16 protein-coding genes and 1 pseudogene are annotated in these 14,043 nt (G+C 41.5%); 6 read left to right on the top strand and 11 right to left on the bottom strand.

Annotated features, from left to right (window positions below):
- Positions 1–203: 203 nt before the first annotated feature.
- Both BLO31_RS05875 and BLO31_RS24265 read right to left on the bottom strand, forming a co-directional pair.
- The gene (locus tag BLO31_RS05875; RefSeq protein ID WP_070963448.1) at positions 204–578 is read right to left on the bottom strand and encodes a phage protein; all 375 of its coding nucleotides are present in this window, start codon (positions 576–578) and stop codon (positions 204–206) included.
- Positions 579–1,266: 688 nt separating this feature from the next.
- Entirely contained in the window at positions 1,267–1,584 is a 318-nt protein-coding gene (locus BLO31_RS24265) for a nuclease-related domain-containing protein (RefSeq protein ID WP_245688399.1), read from the bottom strand.
- Between the two features lie 333 nt (positions 1,585–1,917).
- Between BLO31_RS24265 and BLO31_RS05865 the strand changes: the two genes are divergently transcribed.
- The gene (locus BLO31_RS05865) at positions 1,918–2,421 is read left to right on the top strand and encodes a DinB family protein (protein WP_070963446.1); all 504 of its coding nucleotides are present in this window, start codon (positions 1,918–1,920) and stop codon (positions 2,419–2,421) included.
- 120 nt (positions 2,422–2,541) lie between these two features.
- On the opposite strand, the gene BLO31_RS05860 is transcribed toward BLO31_RS05865, so the two are convergent.
- Positions 2,542–3,129: a GNAT family N-acetyltransferase gene (locus BLO31_RS05860; RefSeq protein WP_070963443.1), complete on the bottom strand. Its 588-nt coding sequence runs from the start codon at positions 3,127–3,129 to the stop codon at positions 2,542–2,544.
- A gap of 483 nt (positions 3,130–3,612) precedes the next feature.
- On the opposite strand from BLO31_RS05860, the gene cspE reads away from it, so the two are divergent.
- Together cspE and BLO31_RS05850 are read left to right on the top strand one after the other, a co-directional pair.
- Entirely contained in the window at positions 3,613–3,825 is a 213-nt protein-coding gene (gene cspE / locus BLO31_RS05855; RefSeq protein ID WP_070963440.1) for a transcription antiterminator/RNA stability regulator CspE, read from the top strand.
- A gap of 130 nt (positions 3,826–3,955) precedes the next feature.
- The gene (locus BLO31_RS05850) at positions 3,956–4,159 is read left to right on the top strand and encodes a hypothetical protein (protein WP_070963438.1); all 204 of its coding nucleotides are present in this window, start codon (positions 3,956–3,958) and stop codon (positions 4,157–4,159) included.
- Positions 4,160–4,272: 113 nt separating this feature from the next.
- Here the strand turns inward: BLO31_RS05850 and BLO31_RS05845 are convergent, their stop codons facing one another.
- The 4 genes from BLO31_RS05845 to BLO31_RS05830 all read right to left on the bottom strand — a co-directional run bounded on the left by BLO31_RS05845 (position 4,273) and on the right by BLO31_RS05830 (position 8,130).
- A complete protein-coding gene (locus BLO31_RS05845) occupies positions 4,273–4,782 on the bottom strand; it encodes a GNAT family N-acetyltransferase (RefSeq protein ID WP_070963436.1) in 510 nt (169 codons plus the stop codon).
- A gap of 348 nt (positions 4,783–5,130) precedes the next feature.
- Positions 5,131–5,403, bottom strand: a complete 273-nt coding sequence (locus tag BLO31_RS05840; protein WP_070963434.1) for a hypothetical protein — start codon at positions 5,401–5,403, stop codon at positions 5,131–5,133.
- A 413-nt stretch (positions 5,404–5,816) separates the two neighbouring features.
- Positions 5,817–7,010 carry an EAL domain-containing response regulator gene (locus BLO31_RS05835; protein WP_070963432.1) on the bottom strand — a complete coding sequence of 398 codons (1,194 nt, stop codon included), beginning with the start codon at positions 7,008–7,010 and terminating at the stop codon, positions 5,817–5,819.
- Between the two features lie 154 nt (positions 7,011–7,164).
- A complete protein-coding gene (locus BLO31_RS05830; RefSeq protein ID WP_070963430.1) occupies positions 7,165–8,130 on the bottom strand; it encodes an alpha/beta hydrolase in 966 nt (321 codons plus the stop codon).
- A 114-nt stretch (positions 8,131–8,244) separates the two neighbouring features.
- On the opposite strand from BLO31_RS05830, the gene BLO31_RS05825 reads away from it, so the two are divergent.
- Complete coding sequence (locus tag BLO31_RS05825) at positions 8,245–9,177, top strand: LysR family transcriptional regulator (RefSeq protein WP_070963427.1); 933 nt, start codon at positions 8,245–8,247, stop codon at positions 9,175–9,177.
- On the opposite strand, the pseudogene BLO31_RS05820 reads toward BLO31_RS05825, so the two are convergent.
- The 3 genes and pseudogenes from BLO31_RS05820 to matP form a co-directional block, all read right to left on the bottom strand.
- A pseudogene (locus tag BLO31_RS05820) lies at positions 9,170–10,386 on the bottom strand (HDOD domain-containing protein). The gene BLO31_RS05825 and the pseudogene BLO31_RS05820 sit on opposite strands and share 8 nt — an antisense overlap.
- A 117-nt stretch (positions 10,387–10,503) precedes the next feature.
- Positions 10,504–10,815 (bottom strand): DUF3634 family protein, encoded by a 312-nt coding sequence (locus BLO31_RS05815; protein WP_070963425.1) that lies wholly within the window; start codon positions 10,813–10,815, stop codon positions 10,504–10,506.
- 10 nt (positions 10,816–10,825) lie between these two features.
- Positions 10,826–11,275 (bottom strand): macrodomain Ter protein MatP, encoded by a 450-nt coding sequence (matP, locus tag BLO31_RS05810; protein WP_070963423.1) that lies wholly within the window; start codon positions 11,273–11,275, stop codon positions 10,826–10,828.
- A gap of 155 nt (positions 11,276–11,430) precedes the next feature.
- Between matP and BLO31_RS05805 the strand changes: the two genes are divergently transcribed.
- A complete protein-coding gene (locus tag BLO31_RS05805; protein WP_070963421.1) occupies positions 11,431–13,068 on the top strand; it encodes an AAA family ATPase in 1,638 nt (545 codons plus the stop codon).
- Between the two features lie 71 nt (positions 13,069–13,139).
- The gene (fabA, locus tag BLO31_RS05800) at positions 13,140–13,658 is read left to right on the top strand and encodes a bifunctional 3-hydroxydecanoyl-ACP dehydratase/trans-2-decenoyl-ACP isomerase (protein WP_070963419.1); all 519 of its coding nucleotides are present in this window, start codon (positions 13,140–13,142) and stop codon (positions 13,656–13,658) included.
- 132 nt (positions 13,659–13,790) lie between these two features.
- On the opposite strand, the gene rmf is transcribed toward fabA, so the two are convergent.
- Positions 13,791–13,964, bottom strand: a complete 174-nt coding sequence (gene rmf, locus BLO31_RS05795) for a ribosome modulation factor (RefSeq protein ID WP_070963418.1) — start codon at positions 13,962–13,964, stop codon at positions 13,791–13,793.
- Between the last annotated feature and the right edge of the window lie 79 nt (positions 13,965–14,043).

The raw sequence follows: 14,043 nt of genomic DNA, 5'->3' as shown, positions 1-14,043 counted from the left end.
CTTAAAGAGAGACTTTCGTTTTTATTGTTTGATAGCAGCATTCATCTTAACTTCTATCATAATAGTAGTTTCGTCAGTAGAGAAAATACAATTAACAATTAGTTGCTTATACAACTGTACCACTATCACCTGAAATCTAATCAATTTTAACGAAATTGGAGACAGAATGGTGTTAGTGTTTCTGTCTCCACACTAGCTTGTCGCTAATGATTACGGCCAATACGGTTAATTACTCGCGCATAACTTAGCAGCTTACGTGTGGTTTTCAGCTCAAGTTCGGACTGAATTTCAAGTAACGCTAATCCAGTAAGTATTTGTTGGGGACTAGCGAGCTGACCTGTTGGTGTTAACATTTTACTCCCTTTCATTGCAAACCCTTCCCACTCTTCCAAATGTGATATTTCTAGCTGTCGATACAACCTCATTAATCGACGGCATTCCTTTGGGATGGGTTTTCCTTTATCCCAAGATGTGATTGTTCTCACGGTTTTAAAACAAAGTTTTGCGGCTTCTTCTTTGCTTAGTTGGCATTCTAACTCACGAAAAATGTAATTCTTGGTCATTTCTCGGTACTTCATGCTCCGCTTTTTGTCGTTTTCAGTTTTATTTTTGTATTAGTTGAGGTTTAGATTAAAAAACGTGTTGCTGTTTATGTCCGCATTCGCAACTCACTGTATATGTGTTTTTCGATTTGCTGACTTTAGTTCTTTTTGAGCCGCAATGTGAACAAGCAATCTTCATTGCTGTATTTACCTTACAGGATGGACATGTAACGTAATATCCATATTTCCCGTATTTAGGTGAGGTATCGAAACTACCGCAGCTTTTACACTCAAATCCCTTAATTATTTGCACTTCTGGACTAACGGCTGTCGTAGTTTCAGAATTTGATTGCGGTGCAGACATAGATGTTGTTAACGCTTCTCCATTCTTGCTATTTGAGGTACTAGCCGGACAGTGTTGATCAGTGAGAAAGTACATGATTTTGTATAACTCATCACGAGTGAAACTGGGGTTTCCTTTAAAGAAAGCACCGGTGCTATGAGCTTTTATAATCCTTTCTACGGTAGGTCCAATGGATTCAGCTTTAACTAACAACTTATTTATCGACCTTGGTATGCTAGTTCGGTTTATCTGGGCATCGTTTGAAACCGCACACAATTGATCATAACAACGGCCACCAAAATACTGTTGCATGATTAGCATTTTGCCTAGCATTTCATCCGCGTGATCATTTAGTAGTAATTTTAACAACTTAGTTTGAATCTATGCCTGCTCTATTGGTGATGGCATACCAATCCATCTACCGCGTACTGTCCTACTCCACTCTAACTGTTTATTGACCTTGACGTGACCGCGTATAGATTTCGATTCAACTACCACAAAACCCTTGCTATGTAAGATAAGATGGTCAATCTGCGCGACCTCACCTTTGTAGCTTAATCTTAAGTCATTAATAACAAAGATATCTTTGCTTTCTAGAAACTGTCTCTTAAGGTAAAAGGCAACGTCACCTTCGACTTTAGCTCCCGCTTTTGCCTTTAAGGTTGTTTCTTGCTTCGAATCCCTATCTTTAACGATCATCTTTACCTAACCCCTGCGCGATAGCTGTTTAGTTATATAGATATGCTAACAAATGCACATTGAGTCACAAAGTGATCGATACTGGGGTTTGGGGAATGCTCCATACGGTAATATGGAGCGAAAGCCACCAAATAGCTCAAAGTGAGCTTTATTCAGTTAAAACCCCGTCTATCAAAGCCTGCAACACGTGTTTACTGCGTCATTTTGGTTTGAATCAGCGTTAATATTTACGATACCATTGAACAGGTTAGGTGGTCGCATTATTCACTACTTAACGAAGCGTTAGATAACGACACGTTTCTAGCGCCTTCACTAATATTTCATGGAGAAAAAATGCAGTTTACTAAAGCATTTCAATATAAAAAATGGGCTAACGAAGAGTTGCTAGATTTTGGTGAAAAACAGTTTTCACAGCTACCGGATGACGATGCAAGATTTTTTGTTCGGATTTTGAATCACACAACGGTCGTAGATAGCCTTTTCATCAGTCGAATCGCTGGCGAACCGGAAAAATATACTGCTGAGAATACCGTCGAGACTCCCTCACTATCTGAGCTGCGACGAACAATGGATGAACATGACTCATGGCTTGTCAACTTTACACAGTCAGTAAGTGAAGAAGAGCTCAAGCGCAATGTGACTTTCCGTTTTATCGATGGCGGTTGTGGACAACTAACAGTAGAAGAAATTTTACTGCATTTACTTACACATGGCAGTAATCATAGAGGCATGGCATCAAGAGTATTAGCAGAAAGCGACCTTGATCGTCCGAAAGATACTTTCACTCGATACTTGCATGAAGCTGAGCCCACAAGAAGAAATTCTTCAGGCACCTAATAACGACTTAAGAAAACTGCCAACGCGTCTCGTTGGCAGTCTCAATAAACCTTGTCCACTGATGGGTAAGGACCGTTTAATTCTCTTTAAATCTATTCGCCGTAACTCGCCGCAAAAACTCTAAACCTCGCACACCATTAGTAAGCACCCTCCTTGATGTGGTATCAAAGCATGCGGTTCTAGGCTGATCTTTTTGACAACTTTAAAACCTTGTTGCTTGTACAATGTAATGGCTGCTAGGTTGTCTGCAAAAACGATCAAGCTTAGTTGGGAATAACCGTCTGATTTTGCTTTTTCCTTAGTCTTGTTTAACAAACTTTTTCCGATGCCTTTGCCTCTGTGTTTTTCGTCAACGCACATGGCATCAAGAAAATAGCTACCTTCTACCCTGCTTGAATACAGTTCGCGAAAGTGCTCTAAGCGATCAGGTGGCAAGAAGTTGGTAAGTTCGTCAGTTATACCGTGATAGGAAGCAGGATAAGACAATGCCATCCCTATGACCTTTTCTCCAGAATCGGCGACAATACACTGGCGGAATGTGTGCGGTTCGATGTCTTGTTCTAAACCACTTGTTAGTAGCTGTAGTGCTGACACCCCTTCAATTAGCCCATTAAACAAATACTCTACAGCGCCATCAGAGGCTATATAATCCAGTTGTGCAATTCGTGTTACGTCGTTTTTGTTTCCGGTTCTATATGTAATTTGCATAATTGACTCCTGACCGAGTTGCCAAAGAAGAAATCAATGCCAAACGCAAAATTCACAACGCCTATGCATTGAGTTTAACCACCTTAACACGGCTAACTCGGCAATCAAGTCTAGGAAAACATAACCATTTGAAAATATGATAGTTATTTAAATATGGCCATTACGAGTGGAGTTGACCTATAAACTAGCCACTACTTAGTCGCCTGATAAAAAACTAGATAAACCTTTGCAAAAAGATCGATTAAGCGTGTTTTTCAATCAAACTCAACACGCAGATTAAGTTAAACAAGATAAAGTACTATCTATTGCTGGGGTATCGTGTATAGTGGCCTCAGCTCAAGCAGCGGGCTATTGATAACATATTTAGTACAAGACTTTCTCAGCTTCGTTTTCGATTTTCATCGTCATATATCCTGCGATACCTTTTGTTCATAATTTATCTATTAGCTTCAAATTTTAACCAATCAATATATTGAGATATTTATGTCTAATAAAACAACTGGCCAAGTTAAATGGTTCAACGAAACTAAAGGTTTTGGTTTTATCACTCCTGACAACGGAAGCGCTGACGTTTTCGTTCACTTCAGATCAATCGTTTCAGATGGTTTCAAAACACTAGCTGAAGGCCAAAAGGTCACTTTTGATATTGAACAGGGTGCTAAAGGCCCTCAAGCTGCTAACGTAACTGTAGCTTAATCACTTAGTTCTTTTTAAGGGTTCATCGTTTACTTTGAACCCTTCTTCTCCCCCAGCCCACCTTAATAAGCTCTTGAAATAAGTGTGTTAAACACCTCAAGAGTGTGCCCGTATAACTAGGAAGTGATCTATGGCCAAACCGTCCAGAAAACCAAGTAAGAAAGTAAGAAAAATCAGCTTTGAAGAAAAATTCGAAAAAATGGTTGAAGAGTTTAATGCTGCTAAACTTCTCCTCGATTCCTTAGAAGCAGGTAGTGCAGAACATTCAAAGCAACAAAAGCTATGTGATTCCCTATTCGCGAAGGCCGAACGTTTTGTTAACGCTCAAAAATAGCATTTAAGTCGCCAGTAACAGGTGTAGAAATCGTACAAACTATCGCTTAACTGTCTTGTCGTTGAAATGTATTTTTAGATTGTTCGATTTTCTAACCTGTTTTTGCTTTTCTATTAGCTCGATACAAGAGCATAAATGTCAGTTTCTCCTTCTTTACACGCAAAAGTAAACCCATTGTTTTTTAATAAGCTTAAAGACTTAACGTTTTGTGGTGCAACCTCTGCTTCAATGGTACTCAAACCTAGTTCTTGAAACCCGAAGTTTAAGATCTTGGGGAGTATGCATTGCATTACACCTCTACCTTGAAATTCTGGTAACAACACAAAGCCAACGTCGGCTTTTTTGCTTTTCTCGTCTAGATTCCACAAACAAACCGTACCAATAATGGACTCACTCTCCGGTTGCGTAATGCCCCAGTAGTACCAATCATTGTGCGTAACACCACTTTGAATTTTATGTATAAACACCAATGCTTCGTTTCGATTTCTAGCCTTTGGGCTATCTAAAAATTCGAGAATTGAATCATTCGATTTTATGATAAACATTTCATCTACATCTGAGTCTCGTAATTGCCTCAATAGAAAATCTTCAATCATCAAATCAGGTTGTTCGAGTTTGATCATTATCCTTACCTCGCATGACCTTTGTTGATGGTATTAGAAACTTACAACATCGATTGTCTACTCTACCCTATAGCTGTACAAATAAACAGTGCCCAATAAAAATCCATAATAAGATAGCTATCTATCGAAAAAACTGCATTTTCCAGCAACAAGCAGTTAATATAGTTTTAGTTATAGTGCGTTAAGATGTGCTAATTGTTATGATGTATGTTGATTGAATAATCAAAGTTAAATGTAGTGGGAAGAGTTTGAATTATCTAGCAAAGGCGAAGTGCCATAAGATGGTTAGTGCCTTTGTAACCATCTTATCACATTGAATAATTGAACTTTTTAAATTCGGTGGCTGGACTAGCCGCCCATTTTTCCACCTATGCTGACCACTTGGCCATTGGTCAATCCATCCAATCTTACTCGAACGATTTCATCCTTTTCGAATGCATCACCTTCACACCCTGGTTGAAAGGGTTTATTGGCCTCACCAACTTCGTCAATAACTACAACATCTTGCTCAATAAAAGTGTCATACGTTTGCTTGTCCGTGTGGTTCTCTAACCACAAATGCTCTGGGAATACTTGGCCGTTTCTAAAGCCACCACACACATACACTATTTTTGCTTTCATATGTGTTCTCGGAGACGCTAACTTGTCGACAATCTCGGCATAGCTTCTGTACGCGCTTGCTTGAGTTTATTCCCTTTGATTCCTTCACCAAAGTTGTGTTTCCGCCCAAATGCCATCCCCAAATTTTCTTAGTCAGAATGCACCTTAGCGCCCTCTTTCCCGTTACCACTTAAAGCCCATGTATGGCAGGCCATTTCTCTAATTGTCATTGGCATTAAAATTACTCCTAAACTGGTGAGCCAAATAGTCCTCTTTGCTCCTTGAGGACCTATCTTTCTTATCTAAGCAGCGGTTGAATTTGTAATGTTATGAGCAAACGTCTTTAATAACAACTTGTCAACAATTGGTAAGTTCACAAATATTAAAGCAATTTTGTTGCTTGGCAAAGTTGAATCAAAGGTGTATCGATGTGGTTAGGCGTTGTGCGCCCAACTGTGGTACCAGTACAGCAAACTGTCTAACGGTTTAGGCTTGCAGATCAAGTAGCCCTGAACTTTAAGATCTTGATACTTTCTTCCTAAATATTCTAAGTCCTCAAAGGATTCAAGTCCCTCTGCAATCAAGCCTACGTCTATTTTATCAGCTATCTGAACCAGTGTTTCTACAACAACCTGATTGAACTGATCTTGGTGGATGTCATTAATCAATGTTCGATCGATTTTCACCTCGGTAAATGGCAGCGTTCTAAGCTGGTTTAAATTGGTAAAACCCGTACCAAAATCGTCTAAAGAGAGTCCAAAGCCTCGCATTCTCAATCGATTGATGGTTTCTAATTGCTCAGTGTCTTCTAATGCAAACTCTTCGGTAATTTCGAGAGTGATGTTGTCTCGATGAATGTGTTTTTCATCCATGGTGTCCATCAAGTGACTGGGGTAGCCTTGTTCGTTAAGCTGTGACGGAGAGAGGTTCAAGCTCACTTTAACATTGTCGCCAAACTCACTTTGCAAACGGGGAAAATCTTCAATCACTCTTTTCATTAACTGCTTGGTCAGTGCGTCAAGAAGATTGTGCCTAATAGCGATAGGGATAAATTGATACGGTAAGATTGCGTTTGGGACACCGGGCTTAGTAATACGAGCCAACACTTCTAAGCCCTCTACCCTTTTGTTCAAAATGCTCACTTTCGGCTGGTAGTATGGTTCAACAAGACCTTGCTCGATACAATATTCAAGTTCTCTAACCGTTAAAGAATCTGGTGGACAATGGCCTTGGCGGATAGTTAATGCCTTTACTTTGTCCAACGTGCGTTTGATTTCGTTCAAGGGTACGGGCTTTGCGATGTTACCAACCAAGTTCACTTTATGCTGGCGCGCAATTCGTGCAGCTAGCTCTATGACTCGCGTTTCCATTTCTGAAATAATGCAAACACCACCGCGAAAGTTGGCTTTCCCCAGCTCTTTTATCAACGACATGCCATCGAGTTCTGGCATGTTTAAGTCAGTAAATATCGCACTGTATCTCTCGGGAGATTTGGTGATTTTTTCTAAAGCCTTCATTGGATTGCTTGAAGTTACTACGTTAGAGCATCCAAGCTCTTGGAGCATACTACGCATAACCAATAAAATTGCAGGCGAGTCGTCAATCACGACGATTTGTTGATTGTCCATATTCTTATCCTGCGCCACTAACGCCTCTCTTGAATATAGTCCGACTCCCCTAGTTTGCAACTTGTTGTTTATATCCTACCCTTGTGCTTTTTTCATTACATAGCAATAAGCACTCTACCCACCTGTGGCTGAACAGAGTGCCTTTAGTCAATGTTTACAAATGTCTGTTTAAGAAATCTAAAATGCGTTCTTGCACCGATTGCTTTGATACTCCTTCTCCCAATGAAGTTGCTTCGGCGGGATAGAAATGCCCAAAACCCGGTACCCATGCTGTTTCTACCTCAACGCCAACCGCTTTGTAGTTTTCCAACACTGGCTCCGCTGCGTCAAGAAGTGGTGTTAAGTCAGTATGCCCAAAATGGATCAGTGCGGGTGGCAACGCTTGGCTACCTTGGCTCATAGATGAAAAATCAAAACCAAGGCCATAGCCTGAATTGCCAAATACAGCTTTTACTGGCGCCTGCATGCCATAAGCAACGTTAAAGCTTGTTATCGCTCCTGCTGAGAATCCACCAAGTGCTATGCGATCGGGATCTATTGCATATTGGTCAGCATTGTCTCTTAAAAATCGAACAGCAGTGAACATATCTTCGGAAGCCGCGATCACACTATTTTTAACGATGTCAGTCTCTTTTGGTAACGGATCTAGCCCTTTTCCAACTCGCAACATATTGTGCCTGTCATGCAATGCGTCAAAACGAAGCTCAGAATCGACTAATACTTCATTGGAATAGCCTATGTTACTCACAATTGGCTCTTCTCGGGAGAGTCGATAGTCGATGGCTACACAAGTGTAGCCTTCTTGGGCAAATCGTTTACAGTAATCGCGCATCGAAGTAGTCTGTGCCCCATCCACGCTATAGGCTTGGTTTTTATCGCCACGAATAAAATTGCCACCAAACGCCAATACTATTGCGGGATTATTTTCGGCTATCGGTACATCTGGCTGAACAACATCCATAACCAAATCTCGACTAGCAACCATGCCATTTTTAGTGATCACTCCTTTTCCATACGGTACATCTGTTTTAATGCTGTACCCCTCTCCAGTAAAATCTGCGTAGGATGAAACTGAAACCAGTGAAAGTGCTGTGACTAGAGAAAGTATTGTGCGGTTCATAATGTTGTCCTCATTGATTACTTGAGGCCATTATCTACATCGAGTTAAAATCGAACAATGCGATTCATTACAGGTCAACTATCGAATAATTCGATAGTAATTAAAGGTGATGCGATGTCTTTACAACTACTGCAGTCTTTGGATATCAAAATGTTGAAAACACTCACTGTCCTTATAAGCACTGAAAACGTATCTAAGACAGCTGACCATCTAGACATACAACAGAGCACCGTTAGCTACCAGCTTTCTAAACTTAGAGAAGCGTTAAACGATCCTATCCTGATCCGTTCTGGTAGGGGTTTTGAGGCCTCCCCTTACGCCAAAGCGATTCACGCCCCCCTTAACGCCCACTTACAGTCCCTTGAGCTATTACTGTTCAAATCGCAGTTCTTACCGTATAAAGCTCAAGGTAAAGTAAGAATGGCTTGCCATAGAAATGGCTCCAAAAGGCTTATCAAAGCGATCATAGACAAAGTGAAGACAAAAATGCCTATGGTTGCACTTGATATTATCGATTGGAATGAAAAAGTAACAGACCAACTTCGCAACGCAGAATTAGACTTTGCAATTGGCTTTGAACCCGAGGAGTTAAACCAACTCAATGCTGTCTCTATAGCCAAACTAAACTACCAGTTGGTAATGGCACCAAACCATCCGCTTGCTAGTCAAACACCATCACTCAATAATGTTTTTGACTACCCACATGTCCGTTTAGCGACTCATGATTCCATTGAACGTTGGTTAGACTATTCGGCCAGTAAACGCAGTAAAATTCGAACTGTATGCTTTTCGTCTGCCTCAATGGAATTTGCAACCATGGCCGTAGAAGAGAGTAATAGATTGTTATTTGTAGCAAATACGAGGGACAACTTTTTTAACGGTTACGATGTGATCACCATGCCTATCGATTTTGTTGCTCCACAAACTGTATCCTTAATGTTTCATCAGCGAGCGACAATCGATCCACTACTCACTTATACCAACAAGTTAATACAAAATGAGGCATGTGCTGTATTCGAGAGTTCGAACGAATCACTTACTACTTAGATAAGTCTACCTTGCCGGGATGAGATTCTCTTATCTTTTTCAGCGCATCAGGGGGCATCTGCACGTTAGCGAACCAGAAGGGTTTGTGCTTGTCGACAAATACACCACTCCGATCCATCGCATCGTAAATCGCATATGCCACCCCTTGGGCAAGCGCTTTACCGAGATCACTTCTGTCCAATATCGGCACTTCATCGATATCTTCTAACAATGCATTACGCATCGGTATATTAAATGGCGACCACTCTATGCTCTCAACTACTTTGCGCGTCAGCGATTTCTCTAGTTCAAATATCACATCTGGTAATACACCAAGTGTTGGTTTGATTTCCGAGCACGCATAGTACTCTTCTCGTCGATTCGATTCCCGATAGTGTTGCATTTTTTCGATCATGGCATCTTCAAACATTTGTGGAAAATGATTGGCAATTGCAAAATGCGCCATGGTGCGTAAAACACCAATTGCCATACCTTGATCCGGGCTTTTATGCCCGCATTCCACAAGTCTCGCACGGGTGACATTTGCAGTTAATATCATGTACTGCCACATTTTTGGAGCAATTAACTTAGTTGATTTTTCATTCCAACGAAGAAGTGGTTTCACCATTAGGATTGGAAACAGCAAACGACTGTTGTCCATTCCTAAACTGCCCAAGGCCACTTTGGGATCTTGTATTCCTTTGGGCGTTTTCCCCAGTCGAGAGCAAAATTTGGGGTTGTTAATCAGTTCCATCACGTTATTTTTGAGTTGGTTGTCATTCATTAACAACGTACCCAACTTGGTAAAGGTCAGCGAAGGTGAATAGGCAACATCCAAAAAGTAGGACCAATCGGGAAATCTACCGAACAGTTTAAGCACCGTCATCTCGGAAAGTCTTTTCAGCATGGTTTGCTTAGTATGTTCAGATATTTCTTCTACAACGGTTTTGTGCAGCTTTTGTCGGTCTATGATCAATTGACGCTTTTCTTTTACGCGCGCCGTTTCGCATTCTAATAACAACCTTTGGTTGTCCGTTACCCTCTCAGCTTCTTTTAAAATCACGCTTTCACAGAATTCACTTTGACGACTTAACTCATTATCAACGTCAGATTGATCCAAGATATATTTGATACTCACTAACCATTTTGCGTAACGCTCTTTGGTCATGGCGGTGATTTTACTGCCAGCTCGTTCGCTTCTTGATTGTAGACTTTATTAGTGACTAACACGTGCAAGGCCTAATTGATAATCATATAAAAAAGCCTAGCACAGGATGGGTAGTTCAATAGCCTATCAACCAAAAAGGCCAGAGCAAATATGCTCTGGCCTTTATCATCTACTTGTTTTTAAGCCTTTTTTTGGCCTTTAGTTTTTCGAAAACCCTGATGGGGAAAAACGTTTCTAATTCGCTGCCGCACTTTCTTTGGAACTTGCTTCGAGAAGACCAATTTGGTGCCCTGACGTTGCTGATACACCTTAATAACACCATCAAATGGAGTCACTTCCCCAATTTCTGTCACATTGTGCTTAAACTTAGGTGGGAAATGCCCTTTGACTTCAACAATGCAGCCACCTTGAAACTTAACTTTTAAAACAGGCCTATCAACAGCGACCAGCCAAAAAATCACAATGGCGGCGATCAGAATGACGTATAACACGGCAAACTCCTTAGTCGGACAACAACTTACTCAAATCTTCTTTTAGACTACTGACGGCTTTACTCGCCTTTTCACTGCGTGACGCTTCAGAAAGCAGGTATTCAATCGCATCAGATAAGGTACACCCTAGTTCATTTGCACGATGGGAGAGTTTTTCCCACACCCGATAGTCAAGATCGATAGACTTTTTCTTGGTATGTACTTGTTCAGCGTTAAAGTGCCTTTTTCGTTTCGCTCGGATCGCTTGCTTTAATTTATTGTCCAGCTCGGGAGACATATGCTCCTCGATCCACTCAAGCACTTTGGTAGGTTCATGCTCAATATCCAACAGCAATTTAACAGCGCTATCTTCTTCGCTAGAATCGATATGGCGAGTGATGGTTTCACCATTTTTCATCTTACTTATCAGATACTTCCATTTCCATCCACATTCAAGGTTTTCTAACTGTTGATATTTCATAGCAAACTGATCCTAGGGAATTTGGGTGACAGCGTAACTCATGACCATACATTATACAATTGCTAAGCAAGAAAACTAGACCAAGATCATTAACACTATATACCTACTCGCTTTTTCTATATAATTTGCTCCCTTTTACGCTTTAGAACGTCATCATGATTCAAGAACAATGGCAGGCAGTGACGCCACAATACAACGAGTACAATGAGATCCTCTCTAAAATCGACACGATTGAACCCAAAAGCTTGCTCGATCTGCAAACTCGATTAACCGAAACTGTCGAATCTTTTGTTGCCATAGCTTCTGCCAAGTTGCTTGTTATTAATGGCCCCGACAACCCCCTTTACCGCAATCTGATTGCGGAATACTTAAAGCAACAGACCAACAGCGAAGTATTAGTATCGGAAACATTAGATAGTGATGATCTGCTTGGCCGAATGAGCGTAGACAAATCCGGTAAAGCAACCGTTTCTGAAGGTTTATTGAAAAAAGCAAACGGTGGCTATCTAATACTGTCGGCAAACCTTTTGTTAGCAAAACCGTTTTTCTGGCCGAAACTCAAAGCCATTTTTAATGGAAATACCTATCAGCCGATTAACTTAACGCCTAAAAACCTGCCGAATGAGAACGTAGAACAGAAATCGGACGTTAAACTCGTTGTGTTGGGTGATAGAGATCAATTGGCAGAGTTGGATTATTTTGACGCCGAACTGCATCGCGGCATGTCTCTGTTTACTGAGCTTGAAGGCGAATTATGTATAAACAAAAACAACGCCACGAATTTTATCGGTTATCTGCACTGGATTTCTGCCCAAAACCACCAGCCACTTCTCGATGCCTCTGGCGTAAAGCGGTTGATGGTAGCGGGTGCGCGTTATACCGAAGATCAGAACTATATGCCGCTGGATCTGATTTGGCTGCGAAGTCTACTCGCTGAGGCGGCGCCATTTGCCATCGATAGCAAGCTCACCGAAGCGTCACTAGAGCAAGCCCTATCAAAACGTTATTCAAGAGCGAGTTACTTACCTGAACGGGCACTTTCCGATATCCTCGAAGGACAAGTCATTATCGAAACCCGCGGTGAGCGCATTGGTCAAGTAAACGGTTTAACGGTAATCGACATTCCCGGCCACCCTCTACCATATGGAGAGCCCGCTAGGATCTCTTGTGTTATTCATTTTGGCGACGGCGACATTTCAGACGTCGAACGCAAAGCAGAGCTTGGTGGCAACCTTCACGCCAAAGGCATGATGATTATGCAAGCTTTTGTAAGTAGTGCATTAAAACTAGATGAGCCTCTTCCTTACTCAGCTTCTGTCGTATTTGAACAGTCTTATAGCGAAGTCGATGGTGATAGTGCATCCTTGGCAGAACTGGTTTCTTTTGTTAGTGCCCTATCTGAATATCCTATCAATCAGCAGATTGCAGTCACTGGCGCGGTAGACCAGTTTGGACGTGTTCAAGCTGTTGGTGGCCTCAATGAAAAGATTGAAGGTTTCTACAAGGTATGTAAACACAATGGCTTTACTGGCCAACAAGGCGTAATACTACCCAAATCTAACTTACATAATCTCGCGCTGAGCAACGAGGTTGTCGATAGCCTGAAGAGTGGAGAATTTCACATTTGGTCGGTCGAAACCGTCGACGACGCGATCCCAATTCTCCTTGGAAAACCTTTCCGTGGTGAAGATGAAGACAGTGTGATCGCCAAAATTGCCCAACGCATTGAAAACTTTGAAAGACACGAACAACCTGATGGAATTGTGGAGCGCATCAAAAACTGGTTTGTCTAGTACTGATCGGACTTGTTAGGCGTACACGTGTTCTCTAACATGCTGCTATCAAAACTTGGAGTATATTGATAATGCAAAATAAACGTGAATCTTATAACCGTGATGACCTGCTTGCTTCTAGCCAAGGTGAACTTTTTGGCCCAGGCTATCCGCAGCTTCCAGCACCAAACATGCTGATGATGGATCGCATTAGCAAGATGTCAGAAACTGAAGGTGATTACGGCAAAGGATTAATTCTAGCTGAGCTCGATATTACTCCTGACCTGTGGTTCTTTGATTGCCACTTCCCTGGTGACCCAGTAATGCCTGGTTGTCTTGGTCTTGACGCTATGTGGCAGCTAGTAGGTTTCTACCTAGGCTGGGTTGGCGGTAAAGGAAAAGGTCGTGCTCTCGGTGTTGGTGAAGTTAAGTTCACTGGACAAATTCTACCAACAGCTAAAAAAGTTACCTACGAAATCCACATGAAGCGCGTAGTCAACCGCAGATTGGTTATGGGTCTTGCCGATGGTCGTGTTTTAGTTGACGGAAAAGAAATCTACGTTGCTAAAGACCTTAAAGTGGGTCTTTTCCAAGACACGTCTTCGTTCTAAGAACGACATTGAAAAAACGGCTCACTAGAGTCGTTTTTTTATTGCCATATGTTTAGTTATAGTGCGTTAACTAGGTAAGTAAAAGCCCCTTTCGGGGCTGAATATCCTTATATCTGTATGTGGAGGTAAATATTATTTGTAGAGACCAGTTTGCTTGTCTTCTCTGGCATCACGCCAACCACCCATCCAATATGATCGAGCATCCGACTGCTGGTATGGACAATTTTCCATGGAACGGCCGTTTAATCCGGCTTTGTACCCTTGAGACTGTGCTCGTTCTAGGCGGTCACGCTTTTGTCTCTTCATAGTGTCATCCTCATACAATGGTCTAACGTACTACTGTTACTTTTTGATGGAGTTTTTGTGACTCCAAGACTAAGAATCG

It is taken from the genome of Vibrio sonorensis, assembly GCF_001854765.1.
Classification (GTDB): Bacteria; Pseudomonadota; Gammaproteobacteria; order Enterobacterales; family Vibrionaceae; genus Vibrio; species Vibrio sonorensis.
Note: the sequence above shows the minus strand (reverse complement) of the source record. Positions and strands in the feature narration are given on the sequence as shown.

Bases quoted from the DNA above. Each gene is read 5' to 3' on its own strand.
- BLO31_RS05875 (WP_070963448.1), bottom strand. From the start codon at position 578: ATGAAGTACCGAGAAATGACCAAGAATTACATTTTTCGTGAGTTAGAA.
- matP (WP_070963423.1), bottom strand. From the start codon at position 11,275: ATGAAATATCAACAGTTAGAAAACCTTGAATGTGGATGGAAATGGAAG.
- BLO31_RS24265 (WP_245688399.1), bottom strand. From the start codon at position 1,584: ATGATCGTTAAAGATAGGGATTCGAAGCAAGAAACAACCTTAAAGGCA.
- BLO31_RS05840 (WP_070963434.1), bottom strand. From the start codon at position 5,403: ATGAAAGCAAAAATAGTGTATGTGTGTGGTGGCTTTAGAAACGGCCAA.
- BLO31_RS05845 (WP_070963436.1), bottom strand. From the start codon at position 4,782: ATGATCAAACTCGAACAACCTGATTTGATGATTGAAGATTTTCTATTG.
- BLO31_RS05825 (WP_070963427.1), top strand. From the start codon at position 8,245: ATGTCTTTACAACTACTGCAGTCTTTGGATATCAAAATGTTGAAAACA.
- cspE (WP_070963440.1), top strand. From the start codon at position 3,613: ATGTCTAATAAAACAACTGGCCAAGTTAAATGGTTCAACGAAACTAAA.
- BLO31_RS05835 (WP_070963432.1), bottom strand. From the start codon at position 7,010: ATGGACAATCAACAAATCGTCGTGATTGACGACTCGCCTGCAATTTTA.
- BLO31_RS05850 (WP_070963438.1), top strand. From the start codon at position 3,956: ATGGCCAAACCGTCCAGAAAACCAAGTAAGAAAGTAAGAAAAATCAGC.
- fabA (WP_070963419.1), top strand. From the start codon at position 13,140: ATGCAAAATAAACGTGAATCTTATAACCGTGATGACCTGCTTGCTTCT.
- BLO31_RS05830 (WP_070963430.1), bottom strand. From the start codon at position 8,130: ATGAACCGCACAATACTTTCTCTAGTCACAGCACTTTCACTGGTTTCA.
- rmf (WP_070963418.1), bottom strand. From the start codon at position 13,964: ATGAAGAGACAAAAGCGTGACCGCCTAGAACGAGCACAGTCTCAAGGG.
- BLO31_RS05805 (WP_070963421.1), top strand. From the start codon at position 11,431: ATGATTCAAGAACAATGGCAGGCAGTGACGCCACAATACAACGAGTAC.
- BLO31_RS05865 (WP_070963446.1), top strand. From the start codon at position 1,918: ATGCAGTTTACTAAAGCATTTCAATATAAAAAATGGGCTAACGAAGAG.
- BLO31_RS05860 (WP_070963443.1), bottom strand. From the start codon at position 3,129: ATGCAAATTACATATAGAACCGGAAACAAAAACGACGTAACACGAATT.